29 protein-coding genes and 1 tRNA gene are annotated in these 26,881 nt (G+C 60.4%); 20 read left to right on the top strand and 10 right to left on the bottom strand.

Annotation, left to right across the window (positions count from 1 at the left end):
* Position 1: 1 nt before the first annotated feature.
* Complete coding sequence (locus AC2FNL_RS08800; RefSeq protein ID WP_496833179.1) at positions 2-190, bottom strand: DUF6324 family protein; 189 nt, start codon at positions 188-190, stop codon at positions 2-4.
* Between the two features lie 70 nt (positions 191-260).
* On the opposite strand from AC2FNL_RS08800, the gene AC2FNL_RS08795 reads away from it, so the two are divergent.
* The 7 genes from AC2FNL_RS08795 (at position 261) to AC2FNL_RS08765 (ending at position 7,309) form a co-directional block, all read left to right on the top strand.
* Entirely contained in the window at positions 261-752 is a 492-nt protein-coding gene (locus AC2FNL_RS08795) for a GNAT family N-acetyltransferase (protein WP_496833177.1), read from the top strand.
* A 47-nt stretch (positions 753-799) separates the two neighbouring features.
* Positions 800-876 (top strand) — tRNA-His (locus tag AC2FNL_RS08790).
* Between the two features lie 365 nt (positions 877-1,241).
* The gene (locus AC2FNL_RS08785; protein ID WP_496833175.1) at positions 1,242-2,225 is read left to right on the top strand and encodes a glycosyltransferase family 2 protein; all 984 of its coding nucleotides are present in this window, start codon (positions 1,242-1,244) and stop codon (positions 2,223-2,225) included.
* Positions 2,226-2,230: 5 nt separating this feature from the next.
* Complete coding sequence (locus AC2FNL_RS08780; protein ID WP_496833174.1) at positions 2,231-3,166, top strand: hypothetical protein; 936 nt, start codon at positions 2,231-2,233, stop codon at positions 3,164-3,166.
* Entirely contained in the window at positions 3,163-5,157 is a 1,995-nt protein-coding gene (locus AC2FNL_RS08775) for a hypothetical protein (protein ID WP_496833173.1), read from the top strand. Before AC2FNL_RS08780 ends, AC2FNL_RS08775 begins: the two co-directional genes overlap by 4 nt.
* Before the next feature lie 164 nt (positions 5,158-5,321).
* Positions 5,322-6,326 carry a glycosyltransferase family 2 protein gene (locus AC2FNL_RS08770; RefSeq protein WP_496833171.1) on the top strand — a complete coding sequence of 335 codons (1,005 nt, stop codon included), beginning with the start codon at positions 5,322-5,324 and terminating at the stop codon, positions 6,324-6,326.
* Positions 6,326-7,309 carry a hypothetical protein gene (locus AC2FNL_RS08765; RefSeq protein WP_496833169.1) on the top strand — a complete coding sequence of 328 codons (984 nt, stop codon included), beginning with the start codon at positions 6,326-6,328 and terminating at the stop codon, positions 7,307-7,309. The genes AC2FNL_RS08770 and AC2FNL_RS08765 overlap by 1 nt, the downstream gene beginning before the upstream one ends.
* Positions 7,310-7,327: 18 nt before the next feature.
* Here AC2FNL_RS08765 and AC2FNL_RS08760 read toward each other — a convergent pair whose 3' ends face one another.
* On the bottom strand, positions 7,328-7,630 hold the full coding sequence (locus AC2FNL_RS08760; RefSeq protein WP_093961773.1) for a DUF6476 family protein: 303 nt from the start codon (positions 7,628-7,630) through the stop codon (positions 7,328-7,330).
* Here AC2FNL_RS08760 and AC2FNL_RS08755 point away from each other — a divergent pair.
* Entirely contained in the window at positions 7,629-8,672 is a 1,044-nt protein-coding gene (locus tag AC2FNL_RS08755) for an RluA family pseudouridine synthase (protein ID WP_496833167.1), read from the top strand. The two genes, AC2FNL_RS08760 and AC2FNL_RS08755, sit on opposite strands and share 2 nt — an antisense overlap.
* A 124-nt stretch (positions 8,673-8,796) precedes the next feature.
* Positions 8,797-9,693: an RNA polymerase sigma factor RpoH gene (gene rpoH, locus AC2FNL_RS08750; RefSeq protein WP_170339116.1), complete on the top strand. Its 897-nt coding sequence runs from the start codon at positions 8,797-8,799 to the stop codon at positions 9,691-9,693.
* A 60-nt stretch (positions 9,694-9,753) separates the two neighbouring features.
* On the opposite strand, the gene AC2FNL_RS08745 is transcribed toward rpoH, so the two are convergent.
* Positions 9,754-10,932, bottom strand: coding sequence for a dipeptidase (locus AC2FNL_RS08745; RefSeq protein WP_496833165.1), 1,179 nt, complete (start codon positions 10,930-10,932; stop codon positions 9,754-9,756).
* Positions 10,933-11,079: 147 nt separating this feature from the next.
* Here AC2FNL_RS08745 and AC2FNL_RS08740 point away from each other — a divergent pair, with 147 nt between their 5' ends.
* From AC2FNL_RS08740 to AC2FNL_RS08725, 4 genes are read left to right on the top strand one after another with little or no spacing between them, the layout of a single operon-like run.
* Complete coding sequence (locus AC2FNL_RS08740) at positions 11,080-12,054, top strand: Gfo/Idh/MocA family protein (RefSeq protein WP_496833163.1); 975 nt, start codon at positions 11,080-11,082, stop codon at positions 12,052-12,054.
* Between the two features lie 57 nt (positions 12,055-12,111).
* Positions 12,112-12,381 (top strand): DksA/TraR family C4-type zinc finger protein, encoded by a 270-nt coding sequence (locus AC2FNL_RS08735; protein WP_093961778.1) that lies wholly within the window; start codon positions 12,112-12,114, stop codon positions 12,379-12,381.
* Positions 12,378-12,896 (top strand): DMT family transporter, encoded by a 519-nt coding sequence (locus tag AC2FNL_RS08730; RefSeq protein ID WP_496833161.1) that lies wholly within the window; start codon positions 12,378-12,380, stop codon positions 12,894-12,896. The genes AC2FNL_RS08735 and AC2FNL_RS08730 overlap by 4 nt, the downstream gene beginning before the upstream one ends.
* A complete protein-coding gene (locus AC2FNL_RS08725; protein WP_176432420.1) occupies positions 12,887-13,264 on the top strand; it encodes an EamA family transporter in 378 nt (125 codons plus the stop codon). The genes AC2FNL_RS08730 and AC2FNL_RS08725 overlap by 10 nt, the downstream gene beginning before the upstream one ends.
* A gap of 18 nt (positions 13,265-13,282) precedes the next feature.
* Here the strand turns inward: AC2FNL_RS08725 and AC2FNL_RS08720 are convergent, their stop codons facing one another.
* The 4 genes from AC2FNL_RS08720 to AC2FNL_RS08705 all read right to left on the bottom strand — a co-directional run bounded on the left by AC2FNL_RS08720 (position 13,283) and on the right by AC2FNL_RS08705 (position 16,674).
* Positions 13,283-13,414, bottom strand: a complete 132-nt coding sequence (locus tag AC2FNL_RS08720) for a hypothetical protein (RefSeq protein WP_254920109.1) — start codon at positions 13,412-13,414, stop codon at positions 13,283-13,285.
* Positions 13,415-13,515: 101 nt separating this feature from the next.
* Positions 13,516-15,336, bottom strand: coding sequence for a M3 family oligoendopeptidase (locus AC2FNL_RS08715; protein ID WP_496833159.1), 1,821 nt, complete (start codon positions 15,334-15,336; stop codon positions 13,516-13,518).
* 70 nt (positions 15,337-15,406) lie between these two features.
* A complete protein-coding gene (locus AC2FNL_RS08710; RefSeq protein WP_496833157.1) occupies positions 15,407-16,384 on the bottom strand; it encodes an alpha/beta fold hydrolase in 978 nt (325 codons plus the stop codon).
* Positions 16,384-16,674 carry an SCP2 sterol-binding domain-containing protein gene (locus tag AC2FNL_RS08705; RefSeq protein ID WP_170433170.1) on the bottom strand — a complete coding sequence of 97 codons (291 nt, stop codon included), beginning with the start codon at positions 16,672-16,674 and terminating at the stop codon, positions 16,384-16,386. The genes AC2FNL_RS08710 and AC2FNL_RS08705 overlap by 1 nt, the downstream gene beginning before the upstream one ends.
* Positions 16,675-16,703: 29 nt before the next feature.
* On the opposite strand from AC2FNL_RS08705, the gene AC2FNL_RS08700 reads away from it, so the two are divergent.
* From AC2FNL_RS08700 to AC2FNL_RS08675, 6 genes are all read left to right on the top strand, one after another.
* Positions 16,704-17,312, top strand: coding sequence for a tetratricopeptide repeat protein (locus AC2FNL_RS08700; protein ID WP_496833155.1), 609 nt, complete (start codon positions 16,704-16,706; stop codon positions 17,310-17,312).
* Between the two features lie 20 nt (positions 17,313-17,332).
* Entirely contained in the window at positions 17,333-20,155 is a 2,823-nt protein-coding gene (locus tag AC2FNL_RS08695) for a helicase-related protein (RefSeq protein ID WP_496833153.1), read from the top strand.
* 6 nt (positions 20,156-20,161) lie between these two features.
* Positions 20,162-20,533, top strand: coding sequence for an RNA-binding S4 domain-containing protein (locus tag AC2FNL_RS08690; RefSeq protein WP_496833151.1), 372 nt, complete (start codon positions 20,162-20,164; stop codon positions 20,531-20,533).
* Between the two features lie 66 nt (positions 20,534-20,599).
* Complete coding sequence (gene fdxA / locus AC2FNL_RS08685; RefSeq protein ID WP_093961788.1) at positions 20,600-20,938, top strand: ferredoxin FdxA; 339 nt, start codon at positions 20,600-20,602, stop codon at positions 20,936-20,938.
* A 282-nt stretch (positions 20,939-21,220) separates the two neighbouring features.
* On the top strand, positions 21,221-21,730 hold the full coding sequence (locus AC2FNL_RS08680) for a CarD family transcriptional regulator (protein WP_093961789.1): 510 nt from the start codon (positions 21,221-21,223) through the stop codon (positions 21,728-21,730).
* 126 nt (positions 21,731-21,856) lie between these two features.
* Positions 21,857-22,618 (top strand): ion channel, encoded by a 762-nt coding sequence (locus tag AC2FNL_RS08675; protein ID WP_496833149.1) that lies wholly within the window; start codon positions 21,857-21,859, stop codon positions 22,616-22,618.
* Here AC2FNL_RS08675 and cobS read toward each other — a convergent pair.
* Positions 22,615-23,379 carry an adenosylcobinamide-GDP ribazoletransferase gene (gene cobS / locus AC2FNL_RS08670; RefSeq protein ID WP_496833147.1) on the bottom strand — a complete coding sequence of 255 codons (765 nt, stop codon included), beginning with the start codon at positions 23,377-23,379 and terminating at the stop codon, positions 22,615-22,617. The genes AC2FNL_RS08675 and cobS overlap by 4 nt on opposite strands.
* 79 nt (positions 23,380-23,458) lie before the next feature.
* Here cobS and cobT point away from each other — a divergent pair, with 79 nt between their 5' ends.
* The gene (gene cobT / locus AC2FNL_RS08665) at positions 23,459-24,472 is read left to right on the top strand and encodes a nicotinate-nucleotide--dimethylbenzimidazole phosphoribosyltransferase (protein ID WP_496833145.1); all 1,014 of its coding nucleotides are present in this window, start codon (positions 23,459-23,461) and stop codon (positions 24,470-24,472) included.
* Positions 24,473-24,499: 27 nt separating this feature from the next.
* On the opposite strand, the gene AC2FNL_RS08660 is transcribed toward cobT, so the two are convergent.
* A complete protein-coding gene (locus tag AC2FNL_RS08660; RefSeq protein WP_093961792.1) occupies positions 24,500-26,377 on the bottom strand; it encodes a monovalent cation:proton antiporter-2 (CPA2) family protein in 1,878 nt (625 codons plus the stop codon).
* 19 nt (positions 26,378-26,396) lie between these two features.
* Positions 26,397-26,852 carry an Lrp/AsnC family transcriptional regulator gene (locus AC2FNL_RS08655; protein ID WP_093961793.1) on the bottom strand — a complete coding sequence of 152 codons (456 nt, stop codon included), beginning with the start codon at positions 26,850-26,852 and terminating at the stop codon, positions 26,397-26,399.
* Positions 26,853-26,881 lie beyond the last annotated feature (29 nt).

Below are 26,881 nucleotides of genomic sequence, written 5' to 3'. Positions count from 1 at the left end.
TTCAGCCTTTGACGGCGCGTGCGGCTCGTGCTGCGGCGCGGATCTCGTCGGCGATTTCCTCGGCTTCTTCCGGGTCGAAATCCATGGGGATTTCAAGCTCGCCCGCCTCGATGAACAGGCGCACCATTCCATGGTCGGTCGGACCGATCTGAAGGTTCGCTTCGATGTCACGTTCGGTATTGATGCCCATTCTCGCCTCCGGGGACTGAGCGTTTCTGCTAGCCTGCAACGCAATGGGAATCAAGCGGAGTGTGTGGCCGATGTCACAAGGGGACTATGCTGAGATCCGGCCGTTTCGCGACGATGACCGCGATTGGCTGGTCGAGCGCCACGGAACACTTTACGCGCGGGATGAAGGATTTGACGAGAGCTTCGCTCCGCTGGTGGCCCGTATTCTGGACGAATTTGTCGCCGGGCATGATCCCCAACGCGAGAGGGGATGGATCGTTGAAAGTGACGGAAAGCGCCTTGGTAGTATCTTCTGTGTCGCGCAGGATGAAACTACCGCCAAACTGCGCCTTTTTTTGCTGGAACCCGACGCGCGGGGCAGGGGACTTGGAGCGCGGCTTTTGATGACATGCATGGGATTTGCGCGATCCACAGGGTACACGTCGATGGTCTTGTGGACCCACGAAAGCCACAGGGCTGCCTGCAAGCTGTACCAAGCGCATGGATGGCGCCTGACCGACAGCAAACCGGTTCATTCCTTCGGCGTCGATCTCATCGAACAAAGCTGGTCAATTCGACTTTAAGGCTCTTGCAATCCCCGAACGCGTTCGTTAAATCGCCCCTCACGAGTGCCGCCTTAGCTCAGTTGGTTAGAGCGCTGGATTGTGGATCCAGAGGTCCCCTGTTCAAGCCAGGGAGGCGGTACCATCTCCCCTCGACAAAACTGCTCGTCCGCCGCCTGTGACTGTGCGCTTTATTTCCGTCACGCCGGTGAGGATTACAGAGGCCGGCCGCACGAGATTTGCCGCACAACCGGTGGAATTAGATTGGTTTTTACTGCTCCTCTTTACGCCGGAAGCCGTAGGTTTGGGATTGTGCGAGAGGGCAATGGACCCCGGATGGAACCTGTCATCTGCTTCAGTGGTGCTATGTGCACTTGCGTCTGAAGGTCGGGTGCGCGTGTAGCGGTGCACCAGTTGGAGCAGTCATTCCCTCGCACGGAATTCGACCCTCGCAGCATTGGTGCGCTTTGTGTAAGAAGAAGGTCAAAGGCAGTTCGGGAACAGGCGTAAATGTCTCAGACCATTACCGTATTCACGACGATGAAGAACGAAGGCCCCTACATGTTGGAGTGGGTCGCATTTCATCGGACTTTGGGCGTCGATCACTTTGTGATCTTCACCAATGACTGTGAGGACGGTACCGACAGAATTGCACAACGCCTTGAGCAGATGGGTTTGGCATCCCACGTCCCAAATGCTGTGCCTGAGGGTGGAAATCCCCAGCACCAGATGCTCCGGCGGGCACGGCGGCATCCCAAGGTCAAAGAAGCCGACTGGCTGATGTGCCTTGATGTCGATGAGTTTTGGAACATTCGATGCTGCAACAACAGTTTCGCGGCCTTGATTGATGCCGTCGAACAGAAGGCAGGACAATCGGTGGACGCCATTTCGTTCGCATGGCGGTTGTTTGGGACGTCGGGCAATATCAGTTTTGACGACACGCCCGTGACACGGTCTTTTTGCATGGCCGATCAGGAGTTTCCCTATCATTCGGGTCGCGCATATGGTCTGAAAACGCTGTTTCGGAACAATGGCAAGTTCACGCGGTTCGGTCCGCATAGACCCAAGGGCATTGAAGAGGGCAAAGAGGCCGAGGTCGCATGGTCGGACGCCGGCGGAAATCTATTTCCGGCCCAGAATGTCGGTTGGCGCGCGTGGAGGAATTTTGACCATTCCTTCGGACGGCTCCATCATTATTCCGTTCGATCTCTGGATGGCTTTCTTATCAAGCGGGACCGGGGGCGGACCAACCACGTAAAGGTGGATCAGGGGCAATCCTACTGGTCGGACATGAATGCAAACAAGGTTCAGGACACCTCGATCCAGCCGATCGCCCAGCGTGCAGCACCGTTGCTCGACGAACTCAAATCGGACCCCGAACTGCGCGAATTGCACGAACAGGCTTGCGACTGGCACCGCGCCAAAATCGCCGAGATCAAGATGCGCCCCGATTGGGTGGAGTTCCGGTCTTGGCTGGCCGACAATCTGGTGTGACGGCCATGGCGGACGATCTAACCAAAGCGCAGCTGCAACCTGACCACCCGGATCGTAAGACCGGCTATGAACGCATTCTGACCGATCCGCCTCCGCCTTGGTTTGTCGAGATTTACCCCGGCGGGGACGGGAAGGGGTTTCTGCAAAAGCTCGACCGTCACTCGGTTCTCTTCCACCAGCGTGACACGGCGCGGCTGGTCATTAGTTTTGACAATATTGCAAATGCCAATGACCTGTCCTTTGCCCGCGAGCCGTGGGGCTGGAAGTTTTTCCGGGACGAGGGATGGTCCCATCTGGGCGTGATCGCCCGCACAAAGGCATGGTATCGCGACCCCGAAATCATCGGTTATTTCGAGGACAAGGCGCGCGAGGGGTTTTTTGACCAGTTCGATCAGGTCGTGTTTGCCGGAGCGTCCATGGGAGGGTTCGCCGCGTTGACCTTCTCGGCGCTGGTGCCGGGTGCGATCGTCATAGCTTTCAATCCTCAGACCACATTGGACGAGCGGAGGGTCCCTTGGGAAACTCGCTATCGGTTCGGTCGTGTCCAAGACTGGGATCTGCCGCTGAGTGACGCTGTCGAAACCGTTCAGGCCGCCGCCCGGGCCTATGTGTTTTACGACCCGTTTTTTGACTTGGACAGGCAACAAGTCACACGGCTGCAGGGCGGCAATGTCGTTCTTCTCAAAACCTGGTTCGCCAACCACTTCGCCGCACCAATGCTGCGGAAACTCAATCTTTTGAAGCCGGTGATGCAGCAGGCGATGCGTGGGACCCTGGAGCCGTCCGAGTACTACAAGATGATGCGTGCCCGCCGGAGATTGCCGATCTACATGCGCGGCATTGAAGCCGTGGGCGAAGAACGTCACCCAAAGCTGGTAATGACCGCCCGCCAGCGGTTCCGGGCCATGCGCCGGGCTATGGCGGCAGGGGACGCGTCATGACGCCCAAACGGGGCGTGTTCATCGGCCAGCGCAAGGACCGCATGGGTGCCCGACTGCTGATGATGCTGACCTGCATACGCCTGGCCGAGGATTTCGACGCGGATTATCGGGTCAACTGGTTTCCACCCGGGGCAGATGCCCCCGAACTGGACAACCCGGAAGAGCTGTTCGATCCCGAATGGATCAAGTCTCAATTTCTGGATCAGAAAACTCACGATCGGCTGGCGAAGGATGCGCTGCCGGTCTGGAGCTTTTTGGGCGACGCGACGCCCGATCGGCTGATGGCGCATCTGGCCGCTGGCCGTTCGGTCTTGGTCGAAGAGGGGTTCGAGGTTCTTGCCTTTCCTTGGGAGGATATTGAGGCGATCCGCCCGCGCTACCGCGAGTTCATTCACCGTATCGGGTTCACTCCGCATATCCGGCACATCATGGAGCTTGCCGATGCCAGGCTCTCGGGGCAGGGCGTTTCTGCCTACCATATCCGGCGCGGTGACATCCTGAACGCGCTGCCCTGGAAGCACACCACCTGGCCGGCAAAGGTCGAGCCGGAAGAACTCTACGATATGCATCTTTCCAAGAGGCAGGACCGGCCCGCGATCATGTTCTCGGACCAGCCCGAGCTGATTGCGCGGTTTCAAAAGCGTTATCCGAACCTGATGCAGATGTCCGACATTGCGGACCTGTCGGGAATGACCCGAGCACAGCGCGACTTTCTCGAGCTTTACGCGATGTCCCGGGCCGAGCAGGTGATCGCTCCGTTCATCTCGGCCTTTTCCATGGCGGCCGCACGGATATCGGGGCAGCAAAGACTGGTATTCCGCGATGTCCTGACCGAGGCCGAACTGGACGAGGCGAACGAAAACGTCATCCGGCGCGTGGCGCAAGGGCCCGAGACTTTTCTGAACCCGTCCGAGGCCGCCCATGTCTATGCCAAGGCCGCGCAATACCTGTGCGCTCAGGATCGGTGCCAAGAGGCTTATGATCTGGGTCAGCCCATCCTCGATGCCGGGGCGGACAACGCTTTTCTGCCCCTGTTGCAGGCGTTGAATGCGTTCTACCTGGGCAAGTGGAAGGAAAGCGAGCAGTTGGCCCGGGACGGGTTGGAAAACCCGCATCTTTGGCCCGAAGATCACGCGGTTCTGACTGCATTGCGGGGGGCCATCCTTGGCGCCAGAAAGAAACGCTGGGCTGCCGGGCGTCATTTCGCAAAAGCGTTTTGGGCCAAGCCGTTGCGACCCGATGTTGTGGTTTTGGGTTCGCGCATGCTGTACCGTGACCAACTGCCCGTTCGACTGTTTCCGCCGGTGGATTGGTCCCTGCAGCGCAGGCTGCGCCAACGTCGGTTTCCGCCGTTCAACAACCTGTACCTTGTCCAGCACAAGGTGATCGTGAGGGCGCCCTGCAATTTCGACATGATCCTGCTTGATTGGTCCGATCTTTCCCTGGACCAGCGCGCCAAGCGGCTGCAGGACAGCAGTCGGCGCCTGCAAGCTTTGCGGGCCGGGCTGACTGCGATCGACGACGTGCCGGAACAGGACCCCGCTTTGGAAAGCCTGTCATCGTTGCTGCAATGGCGCATGGGCGAGGTTGCCGTCGAGGCGGCAATTGATGCCGCCCGGGACGTGGTTCTTCGGTGCCCTGACAACCCTCTGTACCACAAACGTCTTGCCGAGCTCTATGCGGATGCAGGTGACCGACGACAGGCGCGATTGACTATGGCCGAGGCGCTGGCTTGTGACCCTGACAGCGCGTTTCTGGTTTTCGCGATGGGGCAACTCTTGGTGCGCATCGGCGCTGAAGAGCAGGCCGAGGCGCAGATCCTGCACGCGGCCGAGCTGGACGACATCACCGCTGCCATTCAAGGGGCCGCGGGTCAGATTTGCCTGAAGCGCGGCGAAAAACAGCGGGCGCAGGTGTTTCTGCAACGGGCCAAGGCGTTGTGCCCAACCTACAAACGGTTTTCCAATCAACTCAAAAGGGCAGAAGGGTAACATGCGGGCCTTTCGCGATATCCAGCACCATTCAGGGTCATCTGTGTGCAAACACACCCAAGGTTTCGGCTTGGTCACCGCCTGCAATGGAATTAGTCTGCCGGGCAAACACTGGTCTTGCGTGCCCGCGTCCGGCCTGCATGGCACCAAAAACTGAGGCAAAAATGGTCGATCAGCCCCCCCGCTTTGTCAGCGTTACCCCGATGAAGAACGAAGGCCCGTTCGTTCTGGAATGGGTCGCGCACAATCAGGCTATTGGCATCGACCAGATGGTCGTGATGACGAATGACTGCACGGACGGGACGGATGCGCTGCTCGAGCGGCTCGACCAGCGCGGGGTTTTGATCCATGTGGACAACAATTCCCGTCGCGCAACAAGCCCTCAGAAACGCGCGTACAAACGCTTTTTGCAAATGGAGATCGCGGGCCCTGAAGACTGGGTGATCGTGATCGACGCCGACGAGCAAATCAATGTGAAGACGGGCGACAACACACTGAAGTCATTGGTTGATGCTGTGCCTGATGCCAAGATGATATCAATGACCTGGCGGTTGTTCGGCAATGCCGGAGTGGTTCAATACGAAGACAGGTTCCTGTCCGAGCAATTCCGCCATGCTGCCCCCGAACGCAAACCCAGACCGGCGCAGGCATGGGGGCTGAAGACGATGTTCCAGCGGCGCTTGTGGGATGTGATCGGCGTTCATCGCCCCAAACGTCCGACGGTCGACCGCATGGAAGACTGCCATTGGTACAATGGTTCGGGCCAACCAATGCCCGAGCGGTATTTTACAAGCAGTTGGCGGTCGGCGCGGGACTCGGTCGGATATGACCTTGTGCAACTCAACCATTATGCTCTGAAGTCCTGCGAGAGCTACTTGGTCAAGAAAGTGCGGGGACGGGCTCATCACACGGGCGACAGCCTCGGCTTGGAATACTGGAACATCATGAACCAGAATGCGGTGGTCGAGACTTCGATCGATGCGATTGCCGCACGCAAGCGGGACTGTTTCGACGACCTGATGTCGGACCCCGAAACGGCCCGGCTGCACCGCCGGTCCTGCGAACTGCACCGCAAACAGATATCGGAACTGCTGGGCACGTCCGAGATGCAGGAGTTGATGCATCAGATGACCACGCAGGCCGATACCGTCACAAGAGGCGCGACCTGATGCTGTGGTTGCATTTGGGGATGCCGAAGACCGGGACGACGGCCTTGCAGTCCTATCTGCGCAACAATGCTTCGGCCTTGTCGGATGCCGGGCTCAGATACATGGAGGCCGGACGTCGCAGACCGGAAGGTGACGATCGCCCGAAGGTCAGCCATAATCTGTTGGCGTTCCACATGAACCAGTCCGCAGAGCCGATGGACAAGTACCGTGAGGCCGTCGCGCGCGAGTACGAGGCACATGGCAGCAAGGCCTGCCTGATGTCGTCGGAAATGTTCTATTCGGCCGATCTGGAACGGCTTGCGCAGCTCTTTACCGAGATACCCGCACGCGAAATGCGTGTGGTATTCTATTGCCGCCGCTACTCCGATTTCTTCGAGGCGGATTACAAGCAGCGGGCCAAAAATGGCCGTTTGCCTGCCAACGGTTCAGCCTTGATTCGGGATCGGCTGGCGAAGATCGAGGCCGAGCCTCACTCGGTTTCTTTTTCCGGCGCGGTTACCCGAATCCGCAACGCGTTTCCGGGTGTCACGGTTGTGCCGGCACTCTATGATCGCGACGAAATGCTGAATGGCAATATCGTCGATGACTTCCTGAACAAACTGGGCGTGTCGCGACCCGGAGGTGAAGTTGCCGGTGAGCCTGCCAATCCAACACTGTCCCGCGCTGCAAGTGAAGCCTTTGGCGTTGTCACGCGAGCCATCGGGCGCAAGCGTAGCCGCCAACTGCGTCGTCAGGTGCCCAAAGAACCCATCATGTTCCGGCACCACGACGTTCTGGAACCCGAGGAACGGGCATGGCTTGATACCTATTTGACCGAAGCCGACGAAGGGTTTCGTGCTGAATTCTTTCCCGACCGGGACACTCTGTTCCAGCCGGTCTGGCTGAGCCCGGACGAAGTCAGGTTTCGTCGTGATGCACCGGACGAGATCGTTGCGTTCAAGCAGGCTGCAGAAATTGTGTTCAGAATGGCCTTGGGTGAATAGGCTGGCGGCGCCACAGGCTCAATCAAGCGAGATCTGCTGTCGTTGCTTCCCTGTGGTCTTGTCGAAGATCAGGATGCGGTTGTCATCGGTCACCACGGCGAACCAGTTGTTTCCAATGGTCACGGCTTGGGCCTTTGCACCGTCCGGCAGTTCGATCTGATCGGGCAGGGTGGGGGTCCGGTCGGATAGACGGATGACAATCAAAGCGAATGTCACTAGAACCCCGCCAATCATCACCGCGGTCAGCAGCATGACCATGCGGCGCAGAAGGCGCAGCTGAGGCGTTTCCTGCGGTTCTTGGGGATCTGAAGGGACAGTCATGGGCACCCGGCAAATAGACTTCGTTATCGCGGACGCTCCGCCGCCCCGCCTTGATAAGGCGCTTTCGCGGGATGTTCCAGCAGATGAAAACCTGTCGCGCACCCGGCTGGCCCGGCTGATCGAAGAGGGCGCGGTTCTGGTCGACGGCAAGGTCGTGCTCGACGCCAAGGCCAAAGTGCCGGAAGGCGCCGTTGTGTCCATAACCGTCTCCGAAGCGGACGAGAGTCACATCGGGGCCGAAAACATTCCTCTGGACATCGTGCACGAAGACGCCGACCTGATCGTGATCAACAAGCCCGCGGGCATGGTCGTCCACCCGGCACCGGGATCGCCCAATGGCACCTTGGTGAACGCCCTGCTGCACCACTGTGGCGAGGAATTGTCTGGGGTAGGCGGGGTCAAGCGACCGGGCATCGTGCACCGGATCGACAAAGATACCAGCGGGTTGCTGGTGGTTGCCAAATCGGACGCCGCCCACCAGGGGCTGGCGGCCCAGTTCGAGGCGCACAGCGTCGAGCGCTACTATCGCGCGGTCTGCTATGGCGTTCCGGATGCCAATGACCCGCGGCTGCGCGGTGTCAAAGGCGTGAGTTTTGAGCCCGGCAACGTGATGCGCATCACAACGCAATTGGCTAGGCACAAGCACGACAGGCAGAAACAGGCGGTGCTTTTTCATGGCGGGCGCCATGCCGTGACGCGTGCGCGCGTCGTTGACGTGTTCGGACAACCCGGCGCGGTATCATTGATCGAGTGCTGGCTGGAAACCGGACGCACCCACCAGATTCGGGTGCACATGGCACATGCGGGCCACGGCTTGGTGGGCGACCCGGTCTATGGCGGCAAGCGCAAACTGTCGGCCCGGTCGTTTGACGCAGACGCTGCGGAAGCGGTGCGTGCGTTTCCGCGCCAAGCCCTGCACGCGGCTGTCCTGGGCTTTGTACATCCCGTCTCCGGCGAGAAAATGCGTTTTGAGGCAGCATTGCCGCAAGATATCGAGACGCTCATCTCTGTTCTGAAACAACCTGCAAAGTCTCGTGACTAAGACTTTCTTAGCTTTCCTTTATCGTTCCTTAATCCCAGACTGTTAACACCTGCTCTTGAATGGTCCTGAACGTGGCCCCATATCCATGTTAAGGGCGTAAACATTTGTCCAAGGGACGTGATACATGGCAAATTACAAAAATCTCCCCGTGCCTACGCCAGAAGGTGGGCTGAACCGGTATCTGCAGGAAATCCGCAAATTCCCCCTGCTGGAGCCGGAAGAGGAGTACATGCTGGCCAAACGTTGGGTCGAAGAGCAGGACACCGAAGCGGCGCACAAGATGGTTACATCGCATCTGCGACTGGCCGCCAAGATCGCCATGGGCTATCGCGGCTATGGTTTGCCGCAGGCCGAGGTGATTTCCGAGGCCAATGTGGGCCTGATGCAAGCCGTCAAGCGGTTTGACCCGGAAAAAGGCTTCCGTCTGGCGACCTATGCAATGTGGTGGATCCGCGCCTCGATCCAAGAATACATCCTGCGATCCTGGTCGCTGGTGAAACTGGGCACCACCTCGGCGCAGAAAAAGCTGTTCTTCAACCTGCGCAAGGCGAAGGCCCGGATTGGCGCGTTGGAGGAGGGCGACCTGCACCCGGACAATGTCAAGCAGATCGCCAACGATCTGGGCGTGACCGAAGAAGAGGTCATCAGCATGAACCGCCGCATGTCGGGCGGGGATGCGTCGCTGAACGCCACGGTCGGTTCCGACGGCGAAGGCACCATGCAGTGGCAGGACTGGCTGGAAGACGAAGATGCAGACCAGGCCGGCGACTATGAGGCCCGCGAAGAGCTTGAGGTGCGTCGCGAGTTGCTGACCGAGGCGCTGGACGTTCTGAACGACCGCGAAAAAGACATCCTGACCCAGCGCCGGTTGATGGATCAGCCCGTGACGCTCGAGGAACTGAGTACGCAGTACAATGTCAGCCGCGAACGCATCCGTCAGATCGAGGTGCGCGCCTTTGAAAAGCTGCAGAAAAAGATGCGTGAGTTGGCGCGTGAAAAGGGCATGCTGGCCAGCGCCTGATCACGGCAATCCGATGAACAAGCGGCCCGGGGAAACCCGGGCCGTTTTTTTCGTCATGTCCTACTGCAGTTGCTGGCGGAATACCCGTACCATGTTTTCGCCCATGACCTTGCGGATCTGCGCTTCGGTCAGGCCTTCGTCCAGCAAGGCCGAGGTCAGCGCCGCCAGTTCCGACGTGTCAAACGCGGTCTCGACCGAGCCGTCATAGTCGGACCCCAGCGCGACATGGTCTTCCCCGACCGTCTCGATGGCTGCCTTGATCATTTTGGCAATTCCCGACGGGGCGATGTCGCCGCAGGTGACGTCTGCCCAGTATCCCATGCCGATGACACCGCCGGTCGCCGCGATTTCCTTCATCAGGTCATCGGGATAGTTGCGCTTGACCGGGCAGAACCCGTGAAGTCCGCCGTGGCTGACGATCAGCGGCTCGTCGGTCATGGCCAGCACGTCGCGCGCCACTTGCGGGCTGGAATGGGCCAGGTCGATCACCACCGGGCGTTTGGCCAGTTCGGCCACCACCTGCCGTCCGAATTCGGTCAGGCCCGTGTTCCCGGTGCCGTGCAGCGAGCCGCCCAGTTCGTTGTCGAAGAAATGCTGCAGCCCGAACACCCTGTGGCCGGTTTCGAATATCGGCTCGAGATTGGCCAGATCGCCCTCTAGCGGATGGGCGCCTTCGATCCCCAGAATGCCGCCCACGACCTGTTCGCCGCGCGCGCGGGCCTCAAGCACCGCGTCCAGATCCGCGCGGGTCTTGATGATTTTCAGATGCCCGTCCGAGGCGGCCTCGAACCGGTGCAGTTTCTCAGCCTGATAAATCGCGCGTTCCTTAAGGCTGTCCCAGGTGCGCAGCGGCCACAGCTGACCGATGGCCAACAGCGTGATGTTGTCGAACGCCTCGGCCGAGTTTGCCTCGTAATTCTGCCCGGCCGGTGATTTGGTCACGGCGGTGAACACCTGCAGGGCCACGTTGCCTTCGATCAGTCGGGGAATATCCACCTGGCCGCGGGTTCCACGCTCGGTCAGGTCGCGGCTCCACAACAGCGGATCGGCATGCAGGTCGCCCACGATCAGGGTTTCGTGCAGAGCAGCGGCGGTGTCGGACACCGGATATGGGTCGTGGTCGATCACGTTGTTGCGCGCGTTTTCGACATACGGCGGCACAACCACGAAAAATATCGCGGCCCCGATGACGATCACAGCCGCCGTGAGGCTTGCCAGCCATTTCAGAAATCTTCTCACGTTAGTCCCTCCCGTTTGTCATGCGCAGATTACGGGTGTCCCGCGAACAGAAAAGCCTGACTTGGCGTCGCTTGGCTGGTACAGAGGGCGCAACGGATGTTGGCGCAAACACTTTGGCGCCGAACATGGTCAAATACGGAGGAAACCATGCACAAGCCGGTTCAATGGGGCATTCTGGGGGCGGCGAAATTCGCACGCCAATTCATGGGTCCGGCGATCCATGCGGCCTCGGGCGCGCGTTTGTCTGCCTTGGCGACTTCGGATCCGGCGAAGGCCGAGCCGTTTCAGGACTTCTGCCCGGACCTGGAGGTCTTTGATGACTATGACGCGTTGCTGGCTTCGCCCGAAATCGAGGCGGTCTACATTCCGCTTCCGAACCACCTGCATGTGGAATGGAGCCTGAAGGCGCTGGACGCTGGCAAGCACGTTTTGTGTGAAAAGCCGATGACCATGCGCGCCGAGGAGTTCGACGCTCTGATCCACAAGCGCGACCAGACCGGGCTGCTGGCGGCCGAGGCCTATATGATCGTGCACCACCCGCAATGGCAGCATGTGCGCGATCTGATCGCCGACGGCGCCATCGGAGATCTGGTGCATGTCACGGGGGCATTCAGCTTCGACAACCGCACCGACACCGGCAATATCCGCAACCGCGCCGAAACCGGCGGCGGCGGGCTGCGCGACATCGGCGTCTATGTTATCGGGTCGGCCCGTTTTGCGACGGGGCAGGAACCGGATACCGTGCAATCGGCCATCCGCTGGGAGGACGGCATCGACGCGTTCACGGAAATCCGCGCGCAGTTTCCAAGCTTTACCTATTCGGCCTATGTCTCGATCCGCATGCATCCGCATCAGGAAATGGTCTTTCACGGCGAACGCGGCCTGATCCGCCTGACCGCGCCGTTCAACGCGCGGGTTTTTGGTGAGGCTCGGGTCGAACTGCATCGCCCAGGTTTGGAAGTTCTTGTGACGCGCTTCCCAGCCGACGATCACTACAAGCTGCAGGTCGAGGCGTTTTGCTGGTCCGTTCGCGCGGGCGACGAATACCCGTGTCCGCTCGAATTCTCGCGCGGGACGCAGGCAATGATCGACCGGGTGTTCGACGGCGCAACACCGCTCTGACTTGCGTGATCAGCCACCCCGCGCCTAAACTGGAGAGCACCTGAACAGGAGGGGGCCATGGCCGGAGGCTGGGCGCGTGACGGCGCGGTAAGCGAACAGATCGAGGCTTCGATTTCAGACGAGCTGGCACGGATGCAGGCGAAAAAGCGCCCGGTCGGTGAAAGCCTGACCCATTGTGCAGAGTGCGAAGAACCGATCCCCGAAAAGCGCCGACTGGCCATCCCCGGGGTCAAGCTGTGCCTGGATTGCCAGCAAGAGCGTGATGGTGCTTTCAAGGCCCGCGGCGGTATCAATCGGCGCGGCTCCAAGGACAGCCAGCTCAAGTGAAAGGGCCCGGCAAAGACGGCGGTTCCCTTTTTCAGAATGGCCTGTTTCTTGGGTTCTTGGCCGCATTTCTTTGGGGCACGCACAGCGTCATCGTGCGCTACCTGACCGGAGACCTGGGTGGCATGCAAATTGCCACAACTAGGCTGTTCATAGCTGCTTTGGCCATCTACTGTATGTTGCGTGCGATGAATGCGCCGGTTTCCGTCCAGTTCCGAGATTGGAACTTCCGTCTTGCCGTTTTGGCGACCGTCATCAACTACATTCTGTTCCATATCGGGCTTGAACACACCGGTGCAGGCAGCGCGATGGTGTTGGAAAATACCGCGCCGTTCTTTGTTCTGGTTTTCTTGTATTTCTTCGCCGACACCCCTGTTGGAAAAACCGATGTTCTGGCGACCCTTCTGGCCATCTTCGGGGTCTTTCTTACGGTTTTCCGCGATTTCGAAGGCGGCGGGGACCCGGTTCTGGGGGATATGATGGAATTGGGGCCGGGGTCAACTGGGCTGTGTTCCTGATCGCCAGTAGCCGGGCCATGCGCGCGTCGAAATCGACGGCCGAGCGTCTGAATTTCCTGTTTGGTGTGTTCCTGTGCTCGGCCGTAATTCTGCTTCCGCTGTCCGTTTTTGCGCTGCGGATGCCCTCCGGCAACGATTTGGTGTTTTTGGTTTTGCTGGGCGCTTTCCCGACTGCGTTGGCCTACTACCTCTGGTACGAGGCCGCCGCGCGAGTGTCGACGTTGACCGCGACCCTTTTGTTCGCCACCTCGGTGGTGTTCACCTTCGTCAATTCGGCAATTTTTCTGGGGACACCGATCACCCCAATGGCTGCGATTGGGGCGGGATTGATCGTATTCGCGGTGTTCCTCACGACCAGAAAAAACTAGGCGACCGCCGGAACGGGGTTACCGGCGGCGCCACCAGCGCCGCAGCAGGTTGACGTCCATGGCGGCCACCATGATGCCCAAGGGGATCATCCAAAACCCAAGAACAGGAAGGAAACCGAAGACGCCGGCGACGATCAACAAAAGTCCCACGACAAACCGCAGCCCCCGCGGGACATTGCGGCGGATCCGGGCGAGAACAGGGCGCAGGCGGTCCTTGATGGCCCGCCAACGCCCCTTGTCGGTTGGGTCTGTTACCCCTCCAGGGCCTCCAACTCGTCGATCATCCCCGAGATCATCGACAGACCCTTATCCCAGAATTTCGGGTCGCTGGCATCCAGCCCGAACGGGGCCAGCAGCTCTTTGTGGTGCTTGGAACCGCCCGCGCGGAGCATCTCGAAGTACTTTTCCTCGAACCCGTCCGCGCCGCTTTCATAGACCGAGTACAGCGCGTTCACCAACCCATCGCCGAAGGCATAGGCATAGACATAGAAGGGCGAGTGAACAAAGTGCGGGATATAGGCCCAGAAGGTCTCGTACCCGTCCATGAACTCAAACGCCGGGCCAAGGCTTTCGGCCTGAACGCTCATCCACAGGGCGTTGATGTCGTCCGGCGTCAGTTCGCCTTCGCGGCGGGCGGCATGCAGCTTGCATTCAAAGTCGTAGAAGGCGATCTGGCGGATCACCGTGTTGATCATGTCCTCGACCTTGCCGGCCAGCAGAACCTTGCGCTGCTCGGGCGTTTCGGCCTGATCCAGCATCTTGCGGAAGGTCAGCATCTCGCCGAAGACGCTGGCGGTTTCGGCCAGCGTCAGGGGGGTCGAGGACAGCATCTCGCCTTGATCGGCGGCCAGCACCTGATGCACCCCGTGGCCCAACTCATGCGCAAGCGTCATCACGTCGCGCGGTTTGCCCAGATAGTTGAGCATCACATAGGGGTGCACATCGGTCACGGTGGGGTGCGCGAAGGCACCCGGGGCCTTGCCCGGTTTCACTGCCGCGTCGATCCAGCCTTTCGAAAAGAACGGCGCTGCGATGTCGGCCATGCGGGGATCGAATGCGGCATAAGCCTCCATCACCGTCTTCTCGGCGTCTTCCCACGACACGGTGCGGGTGTCTTCCATCGGCAGCGGCGCGTTGCGGTCCCAGACCTGCATCACATCCAGCCCCAGCCATTTGCGCTTGAGCTCGTAATAGCGGTGGCTGAGCTTGGGGTAGGCGGCCACCACCGCCTCGCGCAGGGCTTCGACCACCTCGGGTTCGACATCGTTCGCTAGGTGCCGCGCGGTCTGCGGGGTCGGCATCTTGCGCCAGCGGTCGATGATTTCCTTTTCCTTGGCCTGCGTGTTGTGCACGCGGGCAAAGGTTTTGACGTTGTTTTGGAACACGCGGGCAAGTTCGCGGGCCGCGGCCTCGCGTTTGGACCTGTCCTGTTCGGTCAGCAGGTTCAGGGTGCCCTCGATGTTCAGCTCTTCGCCGTTCACGGTAAAGGTCAGCCCGGCGATGGTTTCGTCGAACAGCCGTTCCCACGCGTCGCCGACCACCCCCAGATCATGCAGGAATTTCTCCAGTTCGTCCGACAGTTGATAGGGCTTCATCGCGCGGATGCGGCGGAAGACGGGCTCGTACCGGGCCAGGTCCGCGTTGGTCTTAAAATGAGCGGCCAGCACGTCATCGTCGATGCGGTTGATCTCGAGCGTGAAGAACACCAGCGGCGTGGTGAAAAGCGTGACCTTTTCCTGCATGTCCGACAGGAACTTGGCGCGCTCGGCATCCGTGGTCAGCTGGTAATATCGCAGCCCGGCAAAAGACATGATGCGCCCGGCGACGGCGTTGATCTTTTCGTTGCGCTGGACACAGGTCAGAAGGCCCTGAGCGTCCAGATCGGCCAGCTTGCCTTCGTAATCGGCGGCAAATGCCGCGCATTCCTGTTCCAGCCACTCAAGATCTCGGGTCAGTTCCGGCGCGTCCTGTCCCTTGTACAGATCGTCCAGATTCCATTCCGGCAGGTTGCCAAGGTTGTCGGCGCCGCCACCGGCATTTGCGTCTCGGACGGGGAAGGGAAGCTCGTGCATGGAACACCTCGATTGTCTGCGTTGGATCACATCTAGGCGCAGGGCGCGCGGATCACAAGCAGCCGAGGTGTCAGCGCGTCATCGCAAGTTCGGGTGTCTGCCCGTTGGCGGCGGCCGAGAAATGCGCGGCCATCTCCTCGAACACGGGGCCGCGGACCTCTGGCGGCTCCATCATCACCTCGTGTTCGCCGTCGGGGATCTCGACCAACCGGCCGCTGGGCCAGTTCGCCATGCGCGCCCGGATCGCCTTGCGGTCCACGATCTGCTCGTGGCTGCCAAGATAGGTCAGACAAGGAATGTCGGGCGCGGTCCGCGCCATCAGCCAGGCGCACTCGTCCAGTGCCTCGCGTAGCCAGATGGTCGACGGCGCGCCCAGGGCCAGTTCGGGATGCGCTTTCAACTGATCCTGCATCATCCGGTACATCTGAGGGTCGCGGGTCAGAACGTTGCCCTCGAAAGGCTGGGTCAGCACATAGCTATCCAGCGACGTCGTGGGCGGTGTGCGTTCGCCCAGCCCAAATCGCGGCCCCCAATAGGCGGTCAGGCGGCTGAGCGGTTTCATGAGTGGGGTGAAGAAAATGCCCCACATCGGGCCGGTGAAGGCACAAGAGGCAAACAGGCCGGTTTCCAGAACAGCGCGCATCCCGATCGCGCCGCCCATCGAATGGCCGATCACGTGCCAGGGTTTCGGCAGGTCAAGCTGCTCGGCCAGTTTCAGCGTTTCGCGCACGTCCTGCTGATAGTCGGTAAACTTGTCCACATGGCCAACGCGCGGATCTTCCAGCAACCTGTCAGCCAGACCCTGTCCGCGCCAATCCACGGCCAGTACAGCAAAGCCGCGTTGTACGAACTCACCCGCTGCATTGCCATATTTTTCAATATATTCCGTGCGGCCGGGAAAGATCATCACCGTCCCGGTCGCCTCACCTTCGGGGCGCCAATGGCCCACGCGAATGCGTGTGCCGTCGCTTGTGGTCAACCAATGCGCGGCGCCGCCGGCGGGACCGCCGGCCACATCTTCAAAGAAAGGGGCCGGCGACAGATCCATCAGGCCAGCACCGAGGCAAGCTTCATGGCAACACCCATGTCGCCGTCGACGCTCAGCTTGCCGGCCATGAACGCACCCGTGGGGTTCAACTCGCCGCTGAGGATTTGTTCGAACGTGTCCGCGTCGGCGCTCAGGGTCACTTCGGCGTCCTCGTCGCTGACCCGCGCACCGTTTTCATCCAACACGATCGAGCCGAGGTCGGCGATGGCGAATTTTGCCGACGAATCGAAATCGCCACCCGACAGTTTTTCGTTCAGCGCGGCTGCCGCTTTTTCAAGAGTGTCGCTCATGGTCTTCCTCATTTGTTAGTGCGCCGTGAATGGACATCCGCGGTCGCAACGCTACACTGATCATTGTTATGAGCATTGCAATCAACAATCTCAAAGGTACCGTTACGGCATTTGCCCTCCTAGTCATGTATTCCACCACTGGGATTGCGCAACAGGCCGATTTGCGGGACGAAGCCGAGCTTCTGCGGCAGCTTGCCGAAGCGTCTCCCGAGCAGGCAGCCGGTCTGGATCGGCAACTGCAGTCGCTGTGGTCGCAATCCGGGTCTGCCTCGGCTGATCTGCTGCTTGAACGCGGACGTGAAGCACTGGACGAGGGCAATGTCGAAGCCGCGTTGGACCATCTGACGGCCCTTACGGACCATGCGCCCGATTTCGCAGAAGGTTGGCATGTGCGCGCCTCTGTGTTTTTTGGGCTGGAGCGGTTCGGCATGGCGGCCGCCGATCTTGAACACGCGCTTGCGTTGAACCCGAACAATTACGAAGCTATCTACGGGCTTGGCCTGATCTTTGAGGTGCTGGGTCAGCCTGAACAGGCCTATGACGCCTATTCCCGCGCGCTGGCTATACATCCCCATCACGAAGAAGTAACCAATGCCGTGAATCGGCTGAAACCGCAAATCGCGGGCAAGGCGCTCTAAGGTCCGGGCAGGGGGCAAAGGTGAATGGGGCATCCCGAATCGTGGCCGTACTTGGCCCGACCAACACAGGCAAAACCCACTATGCCATCGAACGCATGCTGGGGCACCGGACCGGTGTCATCGGCCTGCCGCTGCGGCTGCTTGCGCGCGAGGTCTATGACAAGATCGTCGCCATCCGCGGCCCCTCGGTGGTGGCTCTGGTAACGGGCGAGGAACGCATCGTCCCGCCGCGCACGCAATACTGGGTCTGCACGGTCGAGGCGATGCCCGAGGGGATGGGCACCGATTTCGTGGCCATCGACGAAATCCAGCTGTGCGCCGACCCCGAGCGCGGTCATGTCTTTACCGACCGGCTGCTGCGGATGCGCGGCACGCACGAGACGCTGTTTCTGGGTGCCGACACGATGCGCGGCCCGATCGCGGCGCTGGTGCCGCAGGCGCAGTTCGCTCGGCGCGAGCGGATGTCGCAACTGGTTTACACCGGATCAAAGAAGATCAGCCGCATGCCCCCGCGCAGCGCGATCGTCGGGTTCTCGGTCGAGAACGTCTATGCCATTGCCGAGCTTCTGCGGCGGCAAAAGGGTGGGGCGGCCGTGGTCATGGGTGCGCTCAGCCCGCGCACGCGGAATGCGCAGGTCGAGCTGTACCAGAATGGCGAGGTCGACTATCTGGTGGCCACCGATGCCATCGGAATGGGGCTGAACCTGGATGTGAACCACGTGGCGTTTTCGTCCCTATCCAAATTCGATGGCCGGCGCATGCGGCCGCTGGCCCCGAACGAACTGGCCCAGATCGCCGGCCGGGCCGGGCGCGGCATGTCGGATGGCACCTTCGGCGTGACCGGTGAAGCATCGCCGCTGGACGAAGGCGTGGCACAGGCCATCATGGACAGCCGGTTCACGCCGATGAAAAAGCTGAACTGGCGGAATGCCGCCTTGCGGTTCGGCTCGGTCGATGCGCTGATCGACTCGCTCGAGGCCAGCCCGGACAACGAGCATTTGGTCAAAGCCCGGCCCGCAGACGACCTGAACGCGCTCAAGTCGCTGGCCCAGGTGCCCGAGGTTGCGGCCCGTGCAAGCGATGGTCCGTCGATCCGCCTGTTGTGGGATGTCTGTCGAATCCCCGATTTTCGGGGCATCAGCCATGCGGAACATGCCAGCCTGCTCGAATCGATCTTCGGACATCTGCACGAACGCGGCACGATCCCCGAGGATTTTCTGGCCCGCCAGATCCGCCGGATCGACCGAACAGACGGCGATATTGATGCACTGTCTAAAAGGTTGGCATATATTCGCACGTGGACATATGTTGCGCAACGAAACGGCTGGGTGCGCGACGAATCCCATTGGCGCGCGGAAACCCGCGCTGTAGAAGACAGGGTGTCAGACGCTTTGCATGAACGTCTGACGCAAAGATTTGTGGACCGGCGTACATCTGTTCTGCTGCGCCGGCTCAAACAGAAGGAGGCCCTTTTGGCCGAAGTGAATGACAAGGGTGAAGTGACCGTCGAAGGCGAATTCGTCGGTCGTTTGGAAGGGTTCCGGTTCATCCCGGACAAAAGCGCGCAGGGAACCGAGGCGAAAGCGCTCAAATCGGCCTCACTGCAAGCACTCGCGCCGCAATTCCATCTGCGTGCTGATCGCTTCTACAATGCGCCCGATACCGAAATTGATTTTACCGATCAGGGTGGCCTGATGTGGGGCGAATATGCCGTCGGCAAGCTGGTTGCCGGGGCCGAACCGCTCAAGCCGATGGTCGAAGTGTTCGTGGACGAGGCCGCAGGGCCGGAGGTCGAGCAGAAAGTGCAGCGCCGCCTGCAACACTTCGTCGACCGCAAGATCGCGGCGCTGTTCGAGCCTCTGCTGAACCTGTCGCGCGACGAAGAATTGACCGGGCTGGCCAAGGGATTTGCCTTCCGCATGGTCGAGGCGTTGGGCATCCTGCCGCGCGCCGGAGTCGCACAAGAGGTCAAGGACCTGGACCAGGACGCCCGTGGCGCGCTGCGCAAGCATGGCATCCGGTTCGGCCAGTTCACCATTTTCATGCCGCTGTTGCTGAAACCTGCTCCGACGCGCCTGCGTCTGGTGTTGTGGGCCCTGGCAAATGGACTTCAGGAGTTTCCCGAAGCGCCGCCGCCGGGCTTGGTGACGGTGCCCGTCGCCAAGGGCGCGCCCGAGGGCTATGACACCATGTGCGGCTACCGCAACGCGGGCGAGCGTTCGATCCGTATCGACATGTTGGAGCGTCTGGCCGACATGCTGCGCGCCGAAGACAGCCGGGGCGGTTTCGAAGCCAAGGCGGACATGTTGTCGATCACCGGCATGACGCTGGAACAGTTCGCCGACCTGATGCAGGGGCTGGGCTACAAGGCTGAGCGTGGTGAACGGACCAAGATCAAACCGGCTCAGCCGACGGAGCAACCACCGGCGGCAACCGCCGAAGCAAAGGCCGAGACCGCCGAAGCTCCGGCAGAGACCGCCGAAGCAGAGGCACAGTCGGATGTGGCCGTCGCTGCCGAGGCGCCAGCCGAGGCCACCGAAAGCACCGAGGCTGAAGCCGAGGCCACGGCCGCAGACCCGGCATCGGACGAACCCGAAGTCGAGGTGTTCTACACCTTTACCTGGGGTCGTCAGGCCAACCGGGGGCCACGTGGAGACCAAAGGCAGGGTCGGGCCAAACCGGGCGGAAAGCCTCGGGATGGTCGCGGCAAGCCGCAGGGCAAGAAAGGTGGCAAGCCGCAAGGGGCCAAGACCTTCTCGTCCCGGCCGCCCAAAAAGGAAAAGGCGATTGATCCTGACAACCCGTTTGCCGCTGCGCTGATGGGTCTGAAGGACGGCAACTGATCGCTGATGGCCGACGCACAGGCCAAGCTGCGGATCGACAAGTGGCTGTGGCATGCGCGGTTTTTCAAGACCCGCAGCCTGGCCGCCAAACAGGTCAGCGGCGGGCATGTGCGCATCAACGGTGACCGGGCCCAGAAGCCGGCGCAAACCGTCGGGCCCGGTGACGTCCTGACATTCGCTCAGGGGCGCGTTATTCGCGTTGTTCAGGTCGAAATCCTGGGCGCGCGACGCGGCCCGGCGACCGAGGCGCGGACACTGTATACGGATTTGACCGAAGAGAAGGATAATCCGCCACAAAATCCGGGTTTCGAAGGAAAAGGTCGTCCGACCAAGAAGGATCGGCGCGCGCTTGATCTTTCTCGCACCCCCAAGGGCTGATCTTCTCTTGAAGATGGGGTCAGACTGAATTAGCTAGTCGGCCAAACCTCTGACGGGAATTGGACCATGACCTACGTTGTCACCGAGAACTGTATCGCCTGCAAATACACCGACTGCGTCGAGGTATGCCCGGTGGATTGCTTCTATGAAGGTGAAAATACCTTGGTCATCCATCCGGATGAATGCATCGACTGTGGCGTATGCGAGCCGGAATGCCCGGCGGACGCCATTCGCCCGGATACCGAGCCGGGGATGGAGCAGTGGGTCGAATTCAACCGCAAATACGCCGAACAATGGCCGGTTATCGTAACCAAGAAAGACCCGCTTCCGGGCGCCGAGGAGCGCGACGGTGAGGAGGGCAAGATGGAGAAATACTTCTCCGAGGCACCGGGCGAGGGCGGCTGAGCGATTCGGGTCGTAAAACCCGTAAGGCTGCCGTAAGTTTTTGCCTTAATGCGCTGAAAAAAGTCACAAATTCCGAACCGAAGGCCCCGTCCGCTTTCAGGTGTCTTAATTTTGTGATATACTCATTTGGCAAATGATGATCGAGATGGGGACGACTCCGTAAGTATGCTCACTTTGGAGTTCTGAGTTTTTGACATGTAATCAGCCTGACAGGGGTCGCGGGTGACCCCGGTTAGGTTTTTTGTCGCTTTTTTCCCGCTCTGCAACCAAGGAAACACGTGCATGACAAAGTCGAAGAAGCTTGAGTTCCGTCCGAACGACTATGTTGTCTACCCTGCACATGGGGTCGGGCAAATTATATCGATTGAAGAACAGGAAGTCGCTGGATACTCGCTCGAGCTGTTCGTCATCTCATTCGAGAAAGACAAGATGACCCTGCGGGTGCCGACCAACAAGATCACTGAATCCGGTCTGCGCTCGCTCAGCTCGCCCGATGTGATCAGCCAGGCGATGAAGACGCTGAAGGGCAAAGCCAAGGTAAAACGTGCGATGTGGTCGCGTCGGGCGCAGGAATACGAACAGAAAATCAACTCGGGTGACCTGATCTCGATCGCCGAGGTGGTGCGTGACCTGCACCGCACCGACGACCAGCGCGAGCAGAGCTATTCCGAACGTCAGCTCTATGAAGCCGCGCTTGAGCGTCTGACGCGCGAAGTTGCGGCCGTGTCCGGTTCGGACGAAATCGCAGCGGCCAAGCAAGTGGACGAAGTCCTGACCTCGCGCGCGGCCTGATCGGGCTTTGAAGCAACACCAAAGGGCCGCTCTGGTTTCAGAGCGGCCTTTTTCATGCCCGATCGCTTGGTTCGCGCCGCCTTTCCCGCTAATTTCCCAGTTATTGGAACCGTGTACGGGTCAGTCATGAAGCAGACGGTCAAGGCACTCTATATCGGCAGAGGGGCGGTTTCGGTCTGGTTCCGGTACTGTCTGATCCTGTTCGACCTTGCCTCGATCGTGTTTTTCGTGGCGACGGCGAACATTCCGCACGGCCCCGGATTGATTGCAGTCAGTTGGGCAGTGGGGCTGATCATCCTGCTGGATTTCGCGGCTCGGATGTGGATCGCGAAAGACCGCAAGAAGCTGCTGTTCAAAATCTACACGCTTGCGGATCTGGTCGTGATCGCCTCGCTGATCCTTGACCCTTTCCTGACCGGCAGCCTTGCGTTCCTGCGGATTTTGCGCGCGCTGCGACTGATCCATTCCTATCACCTGTTGCATGATCTGCGTCGCGACAGTGAGTTTTTCCGAACCCACGAGGATGCGGTCATCGCGGCCGTGAACCTGTTGGTGTTCATTTTCGCAACATCCACCGCCGTACTGGTTTTCTATATCCCCCAGGATAGCCAGAACCCGTATATCGATGCGCTGTATTTCACTATGGCGACACTGACCACGACGGGGTTCGGCGACATCACACTGAACTCTCCGGGCGGCAAGCTGTTTTCCGTGTTCATAATGGTGGTTGGTGTGGCGCTGTTCGTGCGGCTGGCTCAGGCCATTTTCATGCCGCAGAAAGTACGCCACAAATGTCCCAACTGCGGCCTGTTTCGGCACGACCCGGATGCCGTACACTGCAAGCACTGCGGTGAGACACTGCGGATCAAAACCGGCGGTGTCGGCTAGAGCAGGGCCGCAACGGCCAGCAGGAAAGCAACCTCCGACAGCTGTTGAGAAGTCCCCAGGATATCACCGGTCTGACCGCCAATCTTGGCTTTGGCTATGATTGCCAGACCCACGGTTGCAGTTACCGCACAGGCGACGGGCAGAAGGGCGGTCCAACCCAGAAGAGCCAGAGAGAAAACGAGAGCCAGCCCAAAACCGGCTGCAACCGACAAAGGCGGAGGAGCGCCGACGCTATGGCTCAGCCCGCTGCCGCGGGCGTTCGGTAGGCCCGCCATCATTGGTGGCATCAGCGCACGGGAAAACACAGCCGCCGCCAGTATTCCGGCCGGACTTCCTGCCGCCAGTAATGATGCGACCGCTGAGATCCTGAGCAGTTGAATGACCAACAAGGCCAACACCCCATAGTTGCCGATATGGCTGTCCTTCATGATCTCGAGTCTGCGTTCGGGTGTATATCCGCCCCAAAGCCCATCCGCGGTGTCGGCCAGCCCGTCCTCGTGCATGGCGCCGGTCGCTGCGATCAGAACGGCGACAGCAAGGGCTGCGCTGACTGTCCCGGAAAGGCCCAGGGCCATCGCAGACCAGCCTACGATACAGCCCAAGCCGCCAACGACCAGCCCGGCCGCAGGATAGGCCCAAGCGGCTTTGGACTGCCGCTCAAAGAGCCATTTGGGTAGCACGGGCAAAGGCAGCCGCGTCAGAAGAACCAGAACCAGCGGCACGTCCCATGGCGAAAAGGTTCGAGTGTCGTTTTTGTGCACTTGCGCGCCTTTCGAGGGGTTGTTGCCTTGCCTACTTCGGTTAAACACGCAGGACCACTCCGATGCAACGAGGCTTTGAATGCTGCCTGAACTCAATGATCTGAATACCTTCCGCGACGCCTTGTGCAATGTCCCGGGCCCGGATGAGGCTGCAAAGCAAGGGGCTGCCGACCGCAACGGACAGCTGACCAAGCCGCCGGGTGCGTTGGGCCGGCTCGAAGATCTGGCGATCTGGTATGCCGGTTGGCGCGGGGATGCCCGACCGCAGATTGAGGCACCTCAGGTGATTGTATTTGCCGGCAATCACGGCGTGACGGCGCAGGGTGTTTCGGCCTTTCCGCCCGAAGTTACGGTTCAGATGGTCATGAACTTCGAGCACGGAGGCGCGGCCATCAACCAACTGGCCAAGGCGGCCGGGGCCAAGATGACGGTACACGCGCTGGACCTGGATCGGCCGACGGCCGATTTCACAAAGGCCCCGGCAATGTCCGAGGCCGAGCTTCTGGCCGCTCTTCAGACCGGCTGGAACGCCGTTGATCCCACCGCAGACCTTCTGGTCGTGGGCGAAATGGGCATTGGCAACACCACCCCTGCAGCGGCCATCGCCTGCGCGTTGTTCGGCGGAGAAGCCGCTGATTGGACCGGGCGTGGAACCGGTGTGGACGATGCGGGCCTTGCCAACAAGACGCGTGTCGTGGCCGAAGGTGTTGCGCTGCACGGAGCATCGGGCGATGGGCTTGAGATCCTGCGGTGTTTGGGAGGGCGCGAGATTGCGGCCATGGCAGGGGCCATTGCTGCCGCACGAGTTCTGCGCATCCCTGTCATTCTGGATGGGTTCATCTGCACCTCGGCTGCGGCTTGCCTCGAACGTCTCGCGCCGGGAGCGCTGGACCATGCCGTTGCCGGCCATCAGAGTGCGGAAAGTGCGCACGCGGCCATGCTGACCAAGCTGGACAAAGCGCCCTTGCTGAGCCTCGGGCTGCGGCTGGGAGAAGGGTCGGGGGCTGCGCTGGCCATCAACATCCTGAAAAGCGCCGTTGCTTGCCATTCGGGCATGGCCACCTTTGCCGAAGCCGGTGTGTCGGACGGTTGAGCCTGCCTGGCCCGGGAGATCCCCGGGTCAGGCTGATTTCTTTTCGTTCTTTTCGGCCAGTTCCAGCAGCGCAGTTTCCAGGTCCTTCTCCAACTCGCGCGCGCGTGCGATGTACTTTTTGTTCTCGGCCGTCGGCATGCCAGGAACCCAGAGTTCGGCCAGTTCGCGAATTGCCTGCCGATCGTGGTGATAGAAGGTCTGCTGTGCTTGCGCGGCCTCGTACTCGCTCAGACCAATGTTTTCCAGCACATAACGCCCGGCCCGCAGAGAGCTGTCGAACATCTCACGCACGATGTCATCAGCGCCGGCCTGATACAGCTCGTACACATGGGTGCGGTCATGCGCGCGGGCGACGATGTGCAGGTCGGGACGCTGCCGGCGGGCGTAACCGACCAATCGGGTCACTTCCTTGCGGTTGTCCATCGCGGCCACCAAAACGGAAGCCTTCTCAAGCCCCGCGGCCCGCAGCAGCTCGGGGCGCGTCGGATCACCCAGGAATCCTTTGACGCCGAACCGACGCATCAATTGGATCGTTTCGATATTGTGGTCCAGCACCACCGTCTTGAACCCGCTGGCGCGCACCAGCCGGTTGACGATCTGTCCGAACCGCCCAATTCCCGCAATGATGACGGGACCTTTTTCGTCTATTTCCTCGGGTTCAACCTCGGGTGAGTTGTCGCGGATGTGGCGCGAAAGGTAGTCATAGATGATGAACAGAAGCGGTGTGATCAGCATCGTCAGGGCAATGATCATCAACAGCTTCTGGGACAGGGCCGGGGGAATGACATTCTGTTTGGTCGAAAAGGCCAGCAACACAAAGCCGAACTCACCCGCCTGAGCCAAACCCAGCGTGAACAGCCAATGGTCGCGGCCGCGCAATTTGAATGCACGACCAACGGCGTACAGGATCAGGCCCTTGACCAGGATCACCAGCAAGGCCAGCCCGATCAGGTCGAACGGATCGTTGAAAAAGTACCCGACGTCGATCCCGGCCCCGACAGTGATGAAGAACAGGCCCAGCAGCAATCCCTTGAATGGCTCAAGGTCGCTTTCCATCTCGTGCCGGAACTCGGAACTGGCCAGAACGACGCCAGCGAGGAAAGCGCCCAACGCCGGGGACAGGCCCACCAGCGTCATCAAGAACGAGATCCCGACCACGATCATCAGGGCCAACGCCGTGTACATCTCGCGCAGGCGGGTGGTGTGGATGAACCGGAACAAGGGACGGGTCAGATAGACGCCGACCACGATCACGAACGCGATCGCGCCCAATGTCACCAGCGTCACTGCCCATCCGGGCAGGCCATCGACCAATGACAATGTATGGTGCGCGTCGCCGTGCCCGTCGCCGCCGCGCGTGATTGATCCGTCATCCTCGATAAAGATGCTGGCCGGCATGGCCAGCAGCGGCAGAAACGCCAGGATCGGGATCACGGCGATATCCTGGGTCAGAAGGACCGAGAACGTGGATCGCCCGCCGTTTGTGCGCATCAAGCCCTTTTCCGACAGCGTCTGCAGCACGATGGCGGTTGATGACAGGGACAGTGTCAGCCCCACGGCCAAAGCAACTGACCATGGTTGACCTGTATAGAAGGTAACTGCTGCAATCACGACCGTAGAGAGCGAGATCTGCAGTCCACCAAGCCCCAACAACCGGTGCCGCATATCCCAAAGTGCGCGGGGTTCCAGCTCGAGCCCGATCAGGAACAGCATCATGACGACGCCAAATTCCGCGACATGCTGCAAGTCCTTGGTTTCCGCGCCCACGAGCCCAAGGACCGGACCGATGGCGATGCCGGCGGCGAGATATCCGAGGACAGACCCCAGCCCAAGCCGCGCCGACAGGGGGACGGCGATCACGGCGGCTGCCAGATAGATCGAAGCCTGATACAGAAACTCGTTCATCTTCTTCCTTTCCTTGCCGTCAGGTCGGCAGCGGAGCGTCGCGTTTCAGCTGGTCCATCACGATCTGGCTTTGCACCCGTGCCACCGCAGGATGGGGCAGTATCACCTCGTGAAGCAAGGTGTTGAGCGCGGAAAGATCCTCGCAATAGACATGGAGCAGATAGTCTGCCTCGCCAGTCATCGTCCAGGCGCTGGTGATTTCCGGGCGGGTTTCCACCATGCGCGCAAAACTGGATGATTGTTCGGGGCCGTGGGTGCCGAGGTGAACCTGTACGAATCCCTGAACCTGCAGCCCAAGTTTGCGCGGGTCAAGCCGCGCCGCGTAGCCGGTGATATAGCCCTCGGCCTCCAGCCGCTGACGGCGGCGCCCGGCCTGACTGGGGGACAGGTTCAGCATCTCGCCCAACTGATGCGCGGTCAGGTGCGCGTCTTTTTGCAGCGCGGCCAGAAGGCGAGTATCGGTTGCGTCCAGCATGTGCGGAGATTCTCAGATTTTTCGGGTTC

The organism is Ruegeria sp. CRTD044, assembly GCF_059613485.1.
Note: the sequence above shows the minus strand (reverse complement) of the source record. Positions and strands in the feature narration are given on the sequence as shown.

Coding starts and splice junctions, on each gene's coding strand:
- AC2FNL_RS08800 (WP_496833179.1), bottom strand. CDS start 190: ATGGGCATCAATACCGAACGTGACATCGAAGCGAACCTTCAGATCGGT.
- AC2FNL_RS08795 (WP_496833177.1), top strand. CDS start 261: ATGTCACAAGGGGACTATGCTGAGATCCGGCCGTTTCGCGACGATGAC.
- AC2FNL_RS08785 (WP_496833175.1), top strand. CDS start 1,242: ATGTCTCAGACCATTACCGTATTCACGACGATGAAGAACGAAGGCCCC.
- AC2FNL_RS08780 (WP_496833174.1), top strand. CDS start 2,231: ATGGCGGACGATCTAACCAAAGCGCAGCTGCAACCTGACCACCCGGAT.
- AC2FNL_RS08775 (WP_496833173.1), top strand. CDS start 3,163: ATGACGCCCAAACGGGGCGTGTTCATCGGCCAGCGCAAGGACCGCATG.
- AC2FNL_RS08770 (WP_496833171.1), top strand. CDS start 5,322: ATGGTCGATCAGCCCCCCCGCTTTGTCAGCGTTACCCCGATGAAGAAC.
- AC2FNL_RS08765 (WP_496833169.1), top strand. CDS start 6,326: ATGCTGTGGTTGCATTTGGGGATGCCGAAGACCGGGACGACGGCCTTG.
- AC2FNL_RS08755 (WP_496833167.1), top strand. CDS start 7,629: ATGGGCACCCGGCAAATAGACTTCGTTATCGCGGACGCTCCGCCGCCC.
- AC2FNL_RS08760 (WP_093961773.1), bottom strand. CDS start 7,630: ATGACTGTCCCTTCAGATCCCCAAGAACCGCAGGAAACGCCTCAGCTG.
- rpoH (WP_170339116.1), top strand. CDS start 8,797: ATGGCAAATTACAAAAATCTCCCCGTGCCTACGCCAGAAGGTGGGCTG.
- AC2FNL_RS08740 (WP_496833163.1), top strand. CDS start 11,080: ATGCACAAGCCGGTTCAATGGGGCATTCTGGGGGCGGCGAAATTCGCA.
- AC2FNL_RS08735 (WP_093961778.1), top strand. CDS start 12,112: ATGGCCGGAGGCTGGGCGCGTGACGGCGCGGTAAGCGAACAGATCGAG.
- AC2FNL_RS08715 (WP_496833159.1), bottom strand. CDS start 15,336: ATGCACGAGCTTCCCTTCCCCGTCCGAGACGCAAATGCCGGTGGCGGC.
- AC2FNL_RS08710 (WP_496833157.1), bottom strand. CDS start 16,384: ATGGATCTGTCGCCGGCCCCTTTCTTTGAAGATGTGGCCGGCGGTCCC.
- AC2FNL_RS08705 (WP_170433170.1), bottom strand. CDS start 16,674: ATGAGCGACACTCTTGAAAAAGCGGCAGCCGCGCTGAACGAAAAACTG.
- AC2FNL_RS08700 (WP_496833155.1), top strand. CDS start 16,704: ATGGACATCCGCGGTCGCAACGCTACACTGATCATTGTTATGAGCATT.
- AC2FNL_RS08690 (WP_496833151.1), top strand. CDS start 20,162: ATGGCCGACGCACAGGCCAAGCTGCGGATCGACAAGTGGCTGTGGCAT.
- fdxA (WP_093961788.1), top strand. CDS start 20,600: ATGACCTACGTTGTCACCGAGAACTGTATCGCCTGCAAATACACCGAC.
- AC2FNL_RS08680 (WP_093961789.1), top strand. CDS start 21,221: ATGACAAAGTCGAAGAAGCTTGAGTTCCGTCCGAACGACTATGTTGTC.
- AC2FNL_RS08675 (WP_496833149.1), top strand. CDS start 21,857: ATGAAGCAGACGGTCAAGGCACTCTATATCGGCAGAGGGGCGGTTTCG.
- cobT (WP_496833145.1), top strand. CDS start 23,459: ATGCTGCCTGAACTCAATGATCTGAATACCTTCCGCGACGCCTTGTGC.
- AC2FNL_RS08660 (WP_093961792.1), bottom strand. CDS start 26,377: ATGAACGAGTTTCTGTATCAGGCTTCGATCTATCTGGCAGCCGCCGTG.
- AC2FNL_RS08655 (WP_093961793.1), bottom strand. CDS start 26,852: ATGCTGGACGCAACCGATACTCGCCTTCTGGCCGCGCTGCAAAAAGAC.